General features: G+C 71.5%; 13 protein-coding genes. 2 read left to right on the top strand and 11 right to left on the bottom strand.

Going from position 1 to position 14392, the window contains the following annotated elements; genetic code table 11:
• Positions 1-87: 87 nt before the first annotated feature.
• Entirely contained in the window at positions 88-483 is a 396-nt protein-coding gene (locus RNB18_RS25065) for a nuclear transport factor 2 family protein (RefSeq protein WP_311716352.1), read from the bottom strand.
• The gene (locus tag RNB18_RS25070) at positions 468-920 is read right to left on the bottom strand and encodes a VOC family protein (RefSeq protein ID WP_266510376.1); all 453 of its coding nucleotides are present in this window, start codon (positions 918-920) and stop codon (positions 468-470) included. Before RNB18_RS25070 ends, RNB18_RS25065 begins: the two co-directional genes overlap by 16 nt.
• A 200-nt stretch (positions 921-1120) precedes the next feature.
• On the opposite strand from RNB18_RS25070, the gene RNB18_RS25075 reads away from it, so the two are divergent.
• The gene (locus RNB18_RS25075; protein WP_311716353.1) at positions 1121-2155 is read left to right on the top strand and encodes an aldo/keto reductase; all 1035 of its coding nucleotides are present in this window, start codon (positions 1121-1123) and stop codon (positions 2153-2155) included.
• Positions 2156-2424: 269 nt separating this feature from the next.
• Here the strand turns inward: RNB18_RS25075 and RNB18_RS25080 are convergent, their stop codons facing one another.
• From RNB18_RS25080 to RNB18_RS25120, 9 genes are all read right to left on the bottom strand, one after another.
• Positions 2425-3339: an ABC transporter permease gene (locus RNB18_RS25080; protein ID WP_311716354.1), complete on the bottom strand. Its 915-nt coding sequence runs from the start codon at positions 3337-3339 to the stop codon at positions 2425-2427.
• On the bottom strand, positions 3336-4514 hold the full coding sequence (locus RNB18_RS25085) for an ABC transporter permease (RefSeq protein ID WP_311716355.1): 1179 nt from the start codon (positions 4512-4514) through the stop codon (positions 3336-3338). Before RNB18_RS25085 ends, RNB18_RS25080 begins: the two co-directional genes overlap by 4 nt.
• Positions 4511-6067 (bottom strand): ABC transporter ATP-binding protein, encoded by a 1557-nt coding sequence (locus tag RNB18_RS25090; protein ID WP_311716356.1) that lies wholly within the window; start codon positions 6065-6067, stop codon positions 4511-4513. Before RNB18_RS25090 ends, RNB18_RS25085 begins: the two co-directional genes overlap by 4 nt.
• Before the next feature lie 34 nt (positions 6068-6101).
• Positions 6102-7190 (bottom strand): BMP family ABC transporter substrate-binding protein, encoded by a 1089-nt coding sequence (locus RNB18_RS25095; protein ID WP_311716357.1) that lies wholly within the window; start codon positions 7188-7190, stop codon positions 6102-6104.
• A gap of 64 nt (positions 7191-7254) precedes the next feature.
• On the bottom strand, positions 7255-7923 hold the full coding sequence (locus RNB18_RS25100; RefSeq protein ID WP_311716358.1) for a flavin reductase family protein: 669 nt from the start codon (positions 7921-7923) through the stop codon (positions 7255-7257).
• On the bottom strand, positions 7920-9314 hold the full coding sequence (locus RNB18_RS25105; RefSeq protein ID WP_311716359.1) for an amidohydrolase family protein: 1395 nt from the start codon (positions 9312-9314) through the stop codon (positions 7920-7922). Before RNB18_RS25105 ends, RNB18_RS25100 begins: the two co-directional genes overlap by 4 nt.
• Complete coding sequence (locus RNB18_RS25110) at positions 9311-10333, bottom strand: alcohol dehydrogenase catalytic domain-containing protein (RefSeq protein ID WP_311716360.1); 1023 nt, start codon at positions 10331-10333, stop codon at positions 9311-9313. Before RNB18_RS25110 ends, RNB18_RS25105 begins: the two co-directional genes overlap by 4 nt.
• A 227-nt stretch (positions 10334-10560) precedes the next feature.
• Complete coding sequence (locus tag RNB18_RS25115) at positions 10561-11760, bottom strand: PucR family transcriptional regulator (RefSeq protein WP_311716361.1); 1200 nt, start codon at positions 11758-11760, stop codon at positions 10561-10563.
• An 11-nt stretch (positions 11761-11771) separates the two neighbouring features.
• Positions 11772-13217, bottom strand: coding sequence for an aldehyde dehydrogenase family protein (locus tag RNB18_RS25120; RefSeq protein ID WP_311716362.1), 1446 nt, complete (start codon positions 13215-13217; stop codon positions 11772-11774).
• 72 nt (positions 13218-13289) lie between these two features.
• On the opposite strand from RNB18_RS25120, the gene RNB18_RS25125 reads away from it, so the two are divergent.
• A complete protein-coding gene (locus RNB18_RS25125; RefSeq protein ID WP_311716363.1) occupies positions 13290-14372 on the top strand; it encodes an NAD(P)-dependent alcohol dehydrogenase in 1083 nt (360 codons plus the stop codon).
• Positions 14373-14392 lie beyond the last annotated feature (20 nt).

Raw genomic sequence — 14392 nt, forward strand, 5'->3', positions numbered from 1 at the left:
GGTCGGGCGGGGATACACCGGCACCCCGTCCGCGCGAGGGGCGGACGGGGTGTCAGGGATCTGGTTCCGGGCTTCCGACCAGGGGCGTCAGGCGAGCTGCCGCTGCACCTCGCCGCTGTCCCAGTAGTCCGTGCGGCGCGCGATGAGGCCGTCGGCGACGGTGAACACGAAGACCCCGCGAACCCGTACGGGGCGGTCGCCCGCCGAACGCATCAGGAACCTCATGACGTACGGCACCGCGGCGGACTCGCCGTCGACGAGGAAGCACTCGGGCGCGTAGTGCAGGTCCCCGAAGTTCTCGAGGAACCCGGTCAGGGCGGCGCGGTACTCGGCGCGGCCCCTGCGGCTCTGTCCCATCGACGACGTGTGCTCGTTGACGAAGTCCTCGGCCACGCAGGCGGCCACGGCTTCGGCGTCGTGCGCGTTCAGCGCCGCGAGGTACGCCTCGACGGCTGCGCGGGTGTCCTTCAGGACGAACCCCACTTCGCGCGGACCGAGTCGAAGACCCGCTGGTCGTGGGAGATCTCGACGACATTGCCGTCGGGGTCCTTCAGAGCGCAGATGTAGCCGACGGGCTCGGGCATCTGCCGGGGCTCCCAGTGCAGGCAACCGAGCTCGCGGGCCCGGTCCGCGAGGGCGTCGACGTCCTGGCGCGTCGGCACCTCGATGCCGAGGTGCGCGAAGGGGTGCAGCAGGCCCAGTTGATTGCCCTTGTCCTTGTTGAAGGACACCAGGACGAGCACGAACGGCGTCTCGGCCTGCTGGTCGTTGGAGAGCCAGACGCTCTCGCCGTCGGCGTCCTTGAACCGCTCGACCACGACCAGCGGGGTCAGTGCGGTGTAGAACGCGATCGATTTGTCGAGATCGCCGGTCGGCAGCGCGACGTGAGTCCAGCGTGCCGAGGTGAGACCGGTGGCCACGGTACCTCCAGTGAGTGGTTCGGATTTCTTTGTTCGGATTTGTTTGAGCCTAGGCACGCATGCACCCGCGGGTCGATGTGCTGCGGACACAACACGCAGGCCAGGGATGCTGGCCCCGCGCGACATCGGTTCGGGACCGGCCTCTGTGCGAGCCTGCGAGAGGACAGCGACACGGCGTCGGCTGGGAGACGAGGGCGAGCATGCACTACCGGATTCTGGGTGGGACGGGCATCGAGGTGAGTCAGCTGTGCCTGGGGTCGATGATGTTCGGCGCCTGGGGCAACACCGACGAAGCGGAGTGCCACCGCATGGTGGCGACGGCGCTGGACGCCGGGGTCAACTTCGTCGACACCGCCGACGTGTACGCCTTCGGCGAGTCGGAGGAGATCGTCGGCCGGGCGCTGAAGGGACGGCGCGACGAGGTCGTCCTGGTGTCGAAGGTCGCGAGCCGGATGCCCGCGGGCCCGCTCGACCGCAACCGGGGCGGCGCCTCCCGGCTGTGGATCACGCGTGCCGTGGAGGACAGCCTGCGCCGGCTGGGGACGGACCACCTGGACGTGTACCTCGTCCACCGCCCCGATCCCCTCACCGACGTCGAGGAGACCCTCGGTGTGCTCAGTGACCTGGTGCGGGCGGGCAAGGTGCGGGCGATCGGCACCTCCAGCTTCCCGGCCGAGGAGATCGTGGAGGCGCAGTGGGCCGCGCGGCGCGGTGGCAGCGAGCGGTTCACCGTGGAACAGCTGTCGTACTCGATCCTGGCCCGGCACGCGGAGGCCGCTGCCCTGCCCACCGCCGAGCGGCACCGTATGGGCGTCATGGTCTGGAGCCCGCTCAACGGCGGCTGGCTGACGGGCAAGTACCGGGCCGGCGCCGAACCGGCGGGAGACTCGCGCGCGCTGAGAAACAGCGACCACTTCGACTTCGCCGACGAGCAGGTGCGCGAGCGCAAGCTCGCGGTCGTCGAGGAACTCGTGCGCCTGGCCGCCGAGGAGGGCTGCACGCTCGTCGAGCTGGCACTGCGGTTCGTGCTCGCTCATCCCGGCGTCACCTCGGCCGTGATGGGCGCGCGCACCCACGACCAGCTCCTGTCGCAGCTCACCGCGGTGGACCGGCCGCTGTCGGCCGAGGCGCTGGACCGGATCGACGAACTCGTCGCGCCGGGCAGCGTCCTCAACCCGCTCGACGTCGGCCACACGCCACCGGCCCTGCAGACCGCGGCGCTGCGCCGACGCTGACATCGGGATCGCCCACCCACGGCGGATGCCGTCTCCGTACGGTCGCGGAGCCGGTGTCCGTCCTCGCCGCTCCCGGCCACCGGGTCGAGCCTCGCCCGCATGTCGGCCGAGGCAGCGGACCGGAATCACGCACTCCTCACACCCGGCCACGGGCCCGACCCCCTCGACGCCGGCCCCACTCCGCCGACGCTGCGCCGCCGGCGGGGGCGCGCACCAACGAGCCACGCGCCTCCGCACACGCGGCATCCGTCCTCGCCCGATCCCGGCCGTCACGTCGACCCGCGCTCGAAGGGCCGTCCGAGCGCGGCGGGTTCCCGGTGCTGGGTGGTGAACAGCAGCATGGCCAGGAGCGCGAGCAGATACGGGGCCGCGACGAGAAGTTGGGCGTTGAGGGTGACGCCGAGCGCCGGGAGCGCCAGACGCATCGCGTCGGAGAGGCCGAACACCAGGCAGCCGAGCAGCGTCCGCCCGAGCCGCCACGCCCCGAAGATCACCGCGGCGATGACGATGTATCCACGCCCGGCGGTCATGTTCTGGTTGAACGATCCGACCTCGCCGACCGCGAGGTACGCGCCCCCGAGACCGGCCAGTGCGCCGCACCACAGCAGGGCCTGCCGGCGCCGCATGTTCACCTTGATGCCCGTGACATCGGCGGCCTGGGGGTTCTCCCCCACCGCCCGCAGTTCCAGACCCCAGCGGCTGCGCTCCATCAGCCACCAGGTGAGCGGCACCAGCGCGAACAGGATGAAGGCGGGCCAGCGTTCGGAGAACAGCGGCTTGCCGATCAGCGGGATGTCCTGCAGCAGCGGGATCGACAACATGTGGACCTGGTGCGAGGCGAACTGGTTCGTCGTGATCAGGTAGCTCGTCAGTCCGAGGACCAGCGCGTTCAGCACCAGGCCGACGACGAAGGTGTTGATCTGCGCCCGGTGGGAGAGGTTGCCGTGGACGAAGCCGAGGACGAGGCCCGTGACGACGCCGGCCACGAGACCGACGGTGGGGCTGCCGGTCGCGCTCGCGGTGGCGATCGAGGTGAACGCGGCGCCGAGCATCATCGCCTCGACGGAGATGTTCATCGTGCCGGCGCGCTCGGCCACGTACTCGCCGCAGGCGGCGAACGCCAGTGGCACGGTCAGCCGGACACCGCTGGCGAGGATGGTGGTGGTGCTGTCCAGGGCGCTCACGCGGATGCCTTCACCTTGGTCGGGACAACGGACACGGCGGTCGCCGTCTGCGGGATCGCACCGCGACGCCTGCGGAAGAGATCGACGAGGACGGGCGGCGCGACGAACGCGAGGACCAGCAACGCCTTGACGACATCGACGAGGTAGTACGGCACGCCGGTGGCCGAGAGGAAGTCGCCGCCCGCACGCAGCACGGCGAACACCAACGACACCGGGACCGCGACCAGGGGCCGGTTGCGTGCGACGAGCGCGACGAGCAGGCCGTCCCAGCCGAAGTTGTCCGAGAGCCCGGCCTGCAGCTGGTTGGTGCCGATCGGGCTGACCAGCAGCAGCCCGCCCGCCAGCCCGGCCAGGGCGCCGGACAGTGCCAGGGTGAAGCCGCCGAGCGCGGCCACACGGACACCGGTGTGTTTGGCCGTCAGCGGATTCAGTCCGAGCATGCGCACCCGAAAGCCCCACCGGCTGCGGCTGAGGACCAGTGCGACGCCGACCGCGGCGACGAGGGCGATGAACAGACCCATGTTCAACTGCACCGACGGGTACTGCCCGAAGCCGGCGAGCCGGGCGTTGGCCGGCAGGGGGTTGGACGCCGCGTCGGCGATGCCCGAGGTTCCCTGCGCGCTCTCCTGCAGCCACGGCGTACTGACCGCGAAGGTGACGAGCTGGATGGCGAGGAACGTCATCAGCAGAGTGCTCACCGGGACGTTGACGCCGCGGTAGCGGAGCATCAGGGCACTGAGCGCGGCCCAGGCTCCACCGCCGACCGCCGCGGCGATCATCACCACGACGACCAGCATCGGGCCGGGCAGTGCCAGCCGCAGTCCGACCCAGGCGCCGGCCAGGCCGCCGATGAGCACCTGTCCTTCCTGGCCGATGTTGAACGTGCCGGCCGACGCACAGACGCACGCACCGACCGCGACGAGCAGCAGCGGCGCCGCGTTGAGCAGCGTCGTCGTCCAGCCCGTGGCGTCGGCCAGGCTCCCGGTCCATATCGCGCTCGCCGAAGCACTCGGAGAGCCACCGGTGAGCAGGAGCAGCAGCGCGGACGCGCCCGCGGCGACGGCGACCAGCACCACGGTGAGGCCCACCACGAGCCAGCCACCGGGCCCGGGCCGAAGCCGGGCGAGAAAGCGCCGGGAGAGGTCGTCGACGCTCGTCAGCGAGGCGGCACTCATGCGGCCTCACCGCCGACGAGCATGCCCAGTCGCTCGGGGGTCGCCTCCGCGACGGGGAGTGCTCCGGTGATCCGCCCGGACGAGATCACCGCGATCCAGGTTGCAAGTGCCATGACTTCCTCGAGTTCGGTGGAGATGAGCAGCACTCCGACCCCTTCCGCGGCCGCCCTGCGCAGTCGGGCGTACATGTCCTCGATGGCGCCGACGTCCAGCCCGTGGGTGGGTTGCGCCGCCACCAGGACGCTGGTGTCGCCGGACAGTTCCCGGGCGAGCACGACGCGCTGCTGGTTGCCTCCGGACAGGCTGCGTAGCGGTGCGTCGAGTGAGGGGGCGACGATGTTGAACTCGTCGGCGAGGCGACGGGCCTCGGCGAGCATCGCGCGCCGACGCAGCAGGAAGCGGCCGCTGAGCTTGTCGAGCGACTTCATCGTCAGGTTTTCGGTGACGCTCATGTCGAGGACGACACCGCTTTGGTGCCGGTCCTCCGGCACGATGCCGAGACCGGCCTTCCCGAGCGCGCCCGGCCGGGCCACATCGACCCTGTGCCCGGCGACCTCGATGGTGCCGGAGGTCGGCAGGACCAGCCCGGCGAGGACTTCGCCGAGCGCCGCCTGGCCGCTGCCCTCGACGCCGTAGAGGGCGCAGATCTCGCCCGCGCCGACGGTCAGGTCGACTCCTTCCAGAACCCTGACCCCGCCTTTTTCGACGGTGAGTCCGGCGAGGCGCAGGACGGGCGGCTGCCGGTCGTGCGCCCCGCCCTCGCCGGTACGGGTCTTCTGCACCGGCAGCAGACCCAGCGCGGCGGCCTCGTCGTGCAGGGACACGTCACGGCCCACCATCCGCCGGGCGAGTTCCGGCGCGGTGGTCTCTGCGGTGACCGCCCGGAAGGCGACACGGCCCTTGCGCAGAACCGTCACCCGGTCGGTGGCCTGCTCGATCTCGGCGAGCTTGTGACTGATGAGGATGACAGCGCGTCCTTCCTCCTGCACCACCCGGCCGAGCACGGCGAACAGCTCCTGCGACTCGGCCTGGGTGAGCACCGAGGTGGGCTCGTCCAGGATCAGGATCCGAGGGTTGCGCCGCAGGCACTTGACCACCTCGACGCGCTGCCGCTCGCCCGCCGCGAGTGCGTCGACGCGCGCCTCGGGGTCGACCGGCAGCCCGTACCGCGCGGCGACCTCGGCGATCTCGGCACAGATCGCCTGCTTGTTCACCGCGCCCGTGTCACCGAGCGCGACGTTCTCCCACACGGTGAGCCCGCTGATGAGGCTGAAATGCTGGTGCACCATGCCGATGCCCAGCTCGGCCGCTTCCTGCGGGCTGTCCAGCGCGACCTGCTCTCCGCGCACCAGCACGGTGCCGGCGTCGCGCCGGATCAGCCCGAGGAGGACCTTCATGAGACTGGACTTGCCCGCCCCGTTCTCGCCCAGGAGACCGTGGATCTCGCCGGCGTCGACGGTGAGGTCCACGGCGTCGCAGGCCGTGACGGATCCGTAGGTCTTGGTGATGCCACGCAGCTCGAGGATCCGAGCCGCTGAGGTCGTCGGTGTCATCGCGTGTGAATCTCCTGGGTCGATGTCGGCACGGTCAGCCGAGGCGCTTGACCTCGGCCTCCGGGTCGATCGCCTTGGTGCCGATCTTCTTCATGAACTGAGCCAACTGCTGGTCCTCGTCGCCCTGGCCGTTGCAGATCTTGACGGTCGGGTAGGGGTCGACGCCCAGCTGCCACACGCGCTTCGTGCCCATCTTCAGGTCGTCCTTGGCGAAGTTCTCCAGCGCGGCGTGGAAGTAGTCGCCGGGGCTGAAGATCACCGAGATGTCGAACTTCGGGCTGGTCGAGGCGCACCGGTCGGTGCCCGGGGTGAGGGTCAGCGCGCCGTTGGCGTTCGCCAGCTGTGCGGCGGCGTCGGTCGCTCCGCCGAGATAGGGGTAGATGACCTTGGCGCCCTGGCTGATCTGTGCCTGGGTGGCCTCCTTGGCCTTCGCCGAGTCGTTGAAGTCACCGGTGTAGGTGCTCACCAGCGTGGCCTTGGGGACGACCTCCCGGATGCCTGCCAGGAAGGCCTTGGCCCCGAGCACACTGAAGTCGGCCTTGACGCCGGTGACGAACCCGGCCTTGGTGTAGCCGGCCGCCTTCATCTTCAGGCCCGCGGCGTAGCCGGCGGCGAGCAGCGACTGGTTGGGGTTGTCGGAGGACAGCAGGATCCGCGGGGTCTGGTCGATGTTCGCCGACGACGGCACATACCAGGCGGTCTTGGCGCAGACCGGCTCCTCGGAAGCCGGGATGGCGGCCTTCAGCTCACCGGCGGCGAGCGCGACCATGTCGACGTGCTGCTGGCACAGCGCGCGTGCCGCGGTCAGCGCGTCACCGGCGGGCACGCTGCCGCGCTTGATGACCTTCCATCCCTTCTCCTTGGCGAAGGCGTCCGCGGAGTCGACGAAGCTCTCGTAGAAGCCGTGGTCGTTGATGTCGCCGGGGCTGAGGACACCTATGACGACCTTGCCGTCGCCGTTGACGTCGGGCTCGTTGAGGCCCGAGCCCTTGCTGCTGCTCGCCGGGGTGGTCGCCTTGGGTGCCGTCGCCGCGTTGCTGGCGCAGCCGGAGAGCGCGAGGCCTCCCGCGAGGGCGAGGCCGAGTGCGGCCCGACGACGCCGGAGCGAAGTTCTTGCAGTCATGGTTGCTGTTCCATTCGCTGGGTGGCACCGCCCTGGCAGGGGCGGTGGCGGGGCGGGGAGTGGGTCAGTTGGCGGACGTGTCGGCGCGCTCGAGCTCGGCGTAGGCGACCCGCTCCTGGTGGAAGAGGGCCTCCTCACCCGCGGCGACGAAGTACGGGAAGCCCATCCGCCCGACCGCTCGGACCCGGGTGGGGTCGATGCGGTCCGGGGCGGACATGATCGAGTCGTCGGTGGTGATGCAGAGGACCTCGGCGAGCACGATGTGCACGCCCGAGAAGCAGGAAGTGTGATCGCCGCGGTCGATGACCTCGTGCACACGGCACTCCAGGTGCGCGGGGCTGTCGGCCAGCGACGGCGTGTCGACGACCTGTGAGGGCACCGGCCGCCAGTCGGCGACGTCCATCTCGCTCACGCCACGGGGGTACTCGCGGGCCACCGCCTCGATGTGCTCGGCGATCGCGACGGTGGTCAGGTTGACGACGAACTCGCCCGTGCGCTCGATGTTGAGCCAGGTGTCCTTCGGCTCCGCGGTGCCCTCCCGCTGGGCGCCGATGGTGACCGCGATCAGCGGGGGTTCGCCACAGACCGGCATGTAGTAGCTGTACGGCGCGACATTGACCCCTCCGTCCGGGTCGAGCGTCGTGATCATCGCGATAGGCCGCGGCACCACCAGTTGCGAGAGCAGGCCCTGCTTGTGGGCCGGAGAGCGTCCGGACATGTGGATGACGTTCAACGAGTGGTCTCCTTTGCGGTGCCCGCCGGCCGCGTCGGCCAGGTCGGGCGGGGTGTGATGCCGGCGCGCCGCAGGAGGGCGGCGGACCGCTCGGCGGCTGCCTCGGCGACGGCGGCGAGGTCGACGCCGGTCGGCCGCCGGTCACGGACGACCACGCGGCCGTCGACCAGCACGTCACGGACGGTGCGTGAGACGTGGCCCCACACGAGCTGGCGGGCCAGGTCGCCGCGGGGCATCCAGGCGGGGTCGCTCGTGTCGAGTACGACGATGTCGGCGGCCTTGCCGACCTCGAGAGAGCCGGTCCGCTCGCCGAGACCGATCGCCTCGGCGCCGTCGACGGTCGCGAGCGCGAACGCCTGCTCGGCGCGGATCGGGTCGGGCAGGTCACGGTCGCGTTCGAGGCCGGCGAACAGGTAGGCGGCCAGGAGGACGTCAGGGGCGTCGCCGGCGTTGTGGGCGTCACAGCCCAGTGCCACCCGGCCGCCCCGGCGCACCAGTTCGGCGTGGCGCGAGGCGCGCGTGTAGCCCTGGGCGAGACGCAGGTAGGCCCCGGGGCACGCGGCGACGGCGGTACGGGTCTCGAGGATCACGTCGACCTCCGCGTCGTCGAGCCACACGGCGTGGCCCAGCAGCAGGCGCGGGCCGAGTACTCCCAGCTCGCCGAAGTGGACCACCGGCCGGCGTCCGCAGCGCTTGGCGTACGCCTCGACGTCGGCGGGTCCCGGCGAGACGTGCCAGGTCAGTCCGGTGTCGAGCCGCTCGGCCAGGCTCGCCGCTCCGGTGAACAGCTCGTCGCCGGCGAGGTCGTGGCCGACGAGCGTCACCCACCCGGTGACCGGACCGGTGACCGGCAGGGACCGGACGATGTCCTCCTGCCTGGCGAGCACCTCGTCGGCGGGGGCGCCGAACGGCACGCCTTCCGCGTCCCAGCCCCAGCCGCCGACCCGGGCGCGGATGCCCGCGGCGGTCAGACCTGCGGCGACCCGCTCCGGGTAGGCCACCGTGCCCGGCTCCAGCACGGTGGTGATGCCCCGGGTCAGGCACTCGACGGCGGTGATGGTCGCGGCGAGTTCGTCGTCGTCACCGTCGGCGTGGGCGTGCAGCGGGACGATCCAGTCGAAGATCGACTCCTGCGAGCTGATGTGGTCCGGGATCGTGCTGCGTACGAGGGGGTCGACGGTCGTGTGCTGGTGGGCGTCGACGAGGCCCGGGATGACGACACAGCCCGACGCGTTGATCTCCTTTGCACCCGGGAAGCGGTTGCGCAGGTCCTCGGCCGTACCGAGCGCGGCGATGCTGTCCCCGGACACGGCGAGCGTCGCGCCGGTGAGGACCCTCCGTGCGGGGTCCATGGTGACGATGTCGCCGCCCACGATGAGCAGGTCGGTCATGGCGCGATCACGACCTTTCCGATGGTCTCGCGGGCGCCGAGTACGTCCCACGCGTCGGCGAGATCCTCGAGCGGGAACTGGGTGGCGGTGGGCAGGTGAAGGCTGTCGGCGAAGCAGGCTGACGTGGCGGCGGCGAAGTCGGCCGCGGTGTAGCCGCCGGCGCCCAGCAGTTTCAGGCCGCGGTGGAAGACCTCGCTGAGCGAGAACGCCACCTGGTCGCCGCTGGTGTTGCCGAGCATCAGCAGACGTCCGCCGATGCCGAGGCAGTCCAGTGAGGTGCGCCAGGTGTCGGTGCCGACGTGGTCCAGGACCAGGTCCGCTCCGGCGCCGTCGGTGAAGGCCGACACCGCTTTCGCCGGGTCCGGGTCGTCGTTGCGCAGCGCCAGGTCCGCGCCGGCAGTGCGGGCCGCGGCCAGCTTGGCCTCGCTGCCCGCGAAGGCGACGACCGCGGCACCGGCCCGCTTGGCCAGGGCGATGGCCGCCAGGCTGACGGGACTCGCGGCCGCGTGCACCACGAGGGTCTCACCGGTGTGCAGGGCCCCGACGGTGTGCACCGCGTGCCACGCCGTGGCGAAGGCGGTGGGGAGGGTGACGGCCGCGGCGAGCGACACGGACGGGGGGACCCGGATGATCGTTTCGGCGGACGACAGGACGTATTCGGCGAGCGCGCCGGGGATGTTGCCGCCGATGATGCGCGGGCTCGCGCAGTACGCACGGTCGCCCGCCGCACAGCGCGGGCAACTGCCGCAGCCCTGGGTGGGATCGGCGATGACCCGGTCGCCCGGGACGATGGAGCTGACCGCGGAGCCGGTCGCCACCACCGTTCCGGCGAAGTCCATGCCCGGCACGTGCGGAAGGCGGAAGCCGGGAATCAGGCCCGGCCCCTTGCGCTGCAGCAGGTCCAGGCGGTTCAGCCCGCAGTACGCGACCTCGACGACGACGTCGCGCGGTCCGCACACCGGCTCCGGGACGTCCTGCAGGGACACGACCTCGGTTCCCCCGAAATCGGTCTGCACCATCGCTCGCACCGCGGCCCTCCTCACCTCAGCCGTCTCGCATTGCGAGTCGGTGGAACGTATTGTGAGGCCACTCTGCCCATGCCGAACAGTGCTGTCAACGCTTGTAGGGAAAAACTGGGTTTCGTCGGCGTTGCGCCTGTCCGTAACGCTCGCGGTGCAGGCCGCAGGCCGGAAGAGGCGGGGGCGGACGCGCGCTCGGCGACACCCCCGCCGCGGAGAAGGGCGGTTCAGTGTCCGGCTGAAACCGGCTCGTCGCCGCGCGGCTGCCGGTCGTCGGCGGCGAGCAGGTCGAGCGCCGCGAGCGCCAGGTGCAACTCCGCCGAGGCGGCGGGAAGAAGCGGGTCCGTGCCCAGGAGGTTCTTGATCTGACGCACTCGATAGCCCACCGAGTTGCGGTGGAGATGAAGCTGTTCGGAGACGCTCTGCCGACTGCCCCTCTCGGCCAGCCAGGCACGGAGGGTCGCCATCAGCTCCGGACGCTGCCGGATCGGCCCGAGATGCGCCTCGGCGTACGCCTCGAGATGCGCGCGCGGGAGGGGCAACAGCACCTGAACCACCCCGCACCCGCCGAAGGTGAGCAGCGGGACGCCCCGGATCCTGGCCAGACCGAGCAGCCGCTCGGCCTCGGCGAAGGACCGGGCCAGGCCGATGGGCGATTCGGGGTGGGAGCCGCTCGCCGCGACGACGTCGTCACCGGCGGACTCGTCGCCGGTCATGTGGCGCAGCCGGCTTCGCAGGCGGGCGAGCGTGACCTCGCCGGCCGCCACCGTCCATGCCGTGCGCGCCTCCTGCTGCACAGGGTGCTCCAGCCAGGTGAGAGCGGTGGACCAGGCGCGCAGGCGGGAGCCGCTGTAGTGGAGTACGGCACCGGCCGGCGGTCGCTGCAGATCGATCCCCAGCTCCGCCGCCGCCGCGCACACCGAGGGGCTCACCGTCCCGGACCGCAGCGCGGCGACGACGTCGGCCGGTGTGTGCGGCGGCGAGGTTTCGGCGGAGTCGTCCCCCGCGCGCACGGCGTCGATGAGGAGCGCGGTGACCGCGGCACCGGCCAGCTGCTGCACGCGCGGATCACCGGGACCGACGGTCAGCAGCACTCCGGCCACCGTCGTCCCCGCACGCACGGGCAGCGCCGTGGCCCGCAGCCCGTCCAGCGTGTCGACCACCGGTCCGGCCGCGCCGGCGAGGACGCCGTCCGCCACCGTGGCCGGGACTCCCGACCCGCCGTCGGTGGTCGCCAGCACCGCGCCCTGGGCGGACAGCAGCCGCACCTGCCGGCCGGTCGCCCGGACCAGCGCGTGGAGCACGTCCGAGCGCGCGGCGCCGGCGAGCACGGCCTCGGTGAGTTCCCGCTCCAGCACAGCCGATTCGGCGTCCGGACCGGCCCTGTCGTGGGCCGGTCCGGACCGTGCTTCGGCGACGGTTCCCATGGTGTCGAGTCTCAGCGGGCCAGCAGCCGGATGGCCACGCCCTTCTCCTGGGTGTACTCGCGCAGCGCCGCGTAGCCGCCGCCCCGGCTGAAGCCGCTGTCCTTCTGCATGTTGAAGGGGAAGCCGATCACTCCCGCGTCGTGGAACTGGTTGACCGCCACCTGCCCGGAGCGGACGTCCTTGGCCAGCCGAAGGGCCCGGGAGACGTCGTTGGTCCAGATGCAGGCCAGCAGGCCGAAGTCCGTCGCGTTCATCAGTTCGGTCGCCGCGGCCGTGTCGCGGAACGACTGCACGGCGAGGACCGGGCCGAAGATCTCCTCGCGGGCGACGCGCATGCCCGCGTCCACGCGGTCGTACACGGTCGGCTGGACGAACCATCCGTCGCCGGTGGGTGCGCCACCGGTGACCAGCCGCGCGCCGTCGCGAGGCGCGTCCTCGAGGAAGCCGCTGACGCGGGCGAACTGTGTAGCGCTGACCAGCGGCCCCATGTCCAGGTCGGCGTCCCAGGGCCCGGTCTTGACGGCGGCCATGGCGGCGGCGACCCGCTCCACGACCTCGTCGTGCACCGCGGCCTCGACGAGCAGGCGGGAACCGGCGTAGCAGTTCTGCCCCGCGTTCTCGGTGATCGAGCCGACGACCGCCTCGATCGCCGTGTCGAGGTCGGCGTCGGCGAACAGCACGTTCGGCGACTTGCCGCCGAGTTCGAGCTTCACCGGGACGAGGTTCTGCGCGGCGGCCGTCATGATCGCCCGCCCGGTCGCGGTGGAGCCGACGAAGCTGATGTGGTCGACGCCCGGGTGCGAGGTCAGTGCGGCGCCCGCCTCGGGGCCGCCGGCGACGACGTTGATCACTCCGGGCGGGAACCCGGCGCGTCGGGCAAGTTCGGCGAGTGCGAACGGGGCCAGCGGTGCGACCTCGGACGGCTTGAGGACGACCGCGTTGCCCGCGGCGAGCGCCGGCGCGACGTTCGCGGCGGTGAGCACGGCCGGCACGTTCCATGGGATGACGACGGCGCACACGCCGTACGGCTCGGGAACCGTGTAGCCCAGGAAGTCGGGGCTGCGGGTCGGCAGCGTGACCCCGGTGAGCTTGTCGGCCGCACCGGCGAAGTAGTTGATGATGTCGTGGGCGATGTAGATGTTCGTCCGGCCCCCGGACAGTGGTTTGCCCACGTCCCTCGCCTCTACGGCCGCCAGCGCCTCGACGTCGGCGAGGATCAGGTCGGCCCAGCGCCGGATCAGTGCCCCGCGCTCGGTGGGGTTGGTCGCCGCCCAGCCGGGGGAGGCGCGGCGCGCCGCGGCGACCGCGTCGTCGACATCGGCTCGGCCCGACAGTGCCACCTTGGTGATCACCTGCCTGGTGGCCGGATCGACGATGTCCAGGGTGCCGCCGTCGCGGGCCGCGACCCACTCGCCGTCGATGAAGTGCTGGGAGGAAGGGAAGTCAACAGCCGCCATAGGTGAACCTTGACCCTCCATGTCACGCATGTCAATATGCGATCTCGCGATGTGAGTCACTGAGGAGGCCTGGTGCGTGCCACCGCCGCTCTGCTGGAGCAACCCGGACAGCCATTCGTCCTGACCGAGGTGGACCTGGACGAGCCCCGCCCCGACGAGGTGCTCGTCCGCCTCGCCGGGGTCGGTATCTGCGGCACCGACCTGGAGTTCGCCACCTTCTTCCCCACGCCCGCGCTGCTCGGGCACGAGGGGTCGGGCATCGTCGAGAAGGTCGGCGCGCATGTCACGTCGGTGCGCCCGGGCGACAGCGTCACCATGTCCTTCGCGTCGTGCGGTACGTGCACGCTGTGCCGCACCGGCTCGCCCGCCTACTGCCGCAGCTTCGACGCGGTGAACTTCTCCGGTCGCCGGCCCGACGGCTCCACCGCGGTGACCCATGAGGGGCGCGAGGTCAACGCCCACTTCCTCGGCCAGTCGTCGTTCGCCAGCCATGTCGTCGCGCCGCAGCGGGCGGTCGTCAGGATCGACTCCTCCTTGGACCTGCTGCGGGCCGGGCCCTTCGGCTGCGGCTTCCAGACCGGTGCCGGCGGCGTGCTCAACGTGCTGCAGCCGCGCCCCGGTTCGTCGATCGCGGTCTTCGGGGCGGGGGCCGTCGGCGTGGCCGCCATCATCGCGGCCTCGCTGAGCGGCTGCGCGGTCGTCGCCGCCGTCGACGTGAACCCGGCCAAGCTCGAGGCGGCCCGCGGCTACGGCGCCACGCACACCGTCGACTCCTCGGCCGGGCCGGCCGCCGACCAGTTGGCCGCTCTCGTCCCCGAGGGATTCGACTTCGTGATCGACACGACGGGCCGCGAGGACGTCCTGCGCACCGCGGTGGAGTCACTCGGGCCGCTCGGCCGCGCCGGGGTGATCGGCGTCGGACCGAGCGAGTCGATGAGCTTCGACTGGCGGAGCATCCTCAACGGGCGCAGCGTCACCGGCATCATCGGCGGGTCCAGTCTGCCGCAGGTGTTCCTGCCGAAACTGCTCGAACTCAACGCCAAGGGGCAGTTCCCGGTCGAGAAGATGATCACCTACTTCCCGTTCGAGCAGATCAACGAGGCCGTCGCGGCGGTCCGGTCCGGTGCGGTCGGCAAGGCCGTGCTGACCTTCTAGACGTCGTCAGCCCGGGTCTC

Origin of the sequence: Streptomyces doebereineriae, from assembly GCF_031845645.1 — a bacterium.
GTDB classification, from domain to species: Bacteria; Actinomycetota; Actinomycetes; order Streptomycetales; family Streptomycetaceae; genus Streptomyces; species Streptomyces canus.

Bases quoted from the DNA above. Each gene is read 5' to 3' on its own strand.
- RNB18_RS25075 (WP_311716353.1), top strand. From the start codon at position 1,121: ATGCACTACCGGATTCTGGGTGGGACGGGCATCGAGGTGAGTCAGCTG.
- RNB18_RS25085 (WP_311716355.1), bottom strand. From the start codon at position 4,514: ATGAGTGCCGCCTCGCTGACGAGCGTCGACGACCTCTCCCGGCGCTTT.
- RNB18_RS25090 (WP_311716356.1), bottom strand. From the start codon at position 6,067: ATGACACCGACGACCTCAGCGGCTCGGATCCTCGAGCTGCGTGGCATC.
- RNB18_RS25095 (WP_311716357.1), bottom strand. From the start codon at position 7,190: ATGACTGCAAGAACTTCGCTCCGGCGTCGTCGGGCCGCACTCGGCCTC.
- RNB18_RS25105 (WP_311716359.1), bottom strand. From the start codon at position 9,314: ATGACCGACCTGCTCATCGTGGGCGGCGACATCGTCACCATGGACCCC.
- RNB18_RS25110 (WP_311716360.1), bottom strand. From the start codon at position 10,333: ATGGTGCAGACCGATTTCGGGGGAACCGAGGTCGTGTCCCTGCAGGAC.
- RNB18_RS25115 (WP_311716361.1), bottom strand. From the start codon at position 11,760: ATGGGAACCGTCGCCGAAGCACGGTCCGGACCGGCCCACGACAGGGCC.
- RNB18_RS25120 (WP_311716362.1), bottom strand. From the start codon at position 13,217: ATGGCGGCTGTTGACTTCCCTTCCTCCCAGCACTTCATCGACGGCGAG.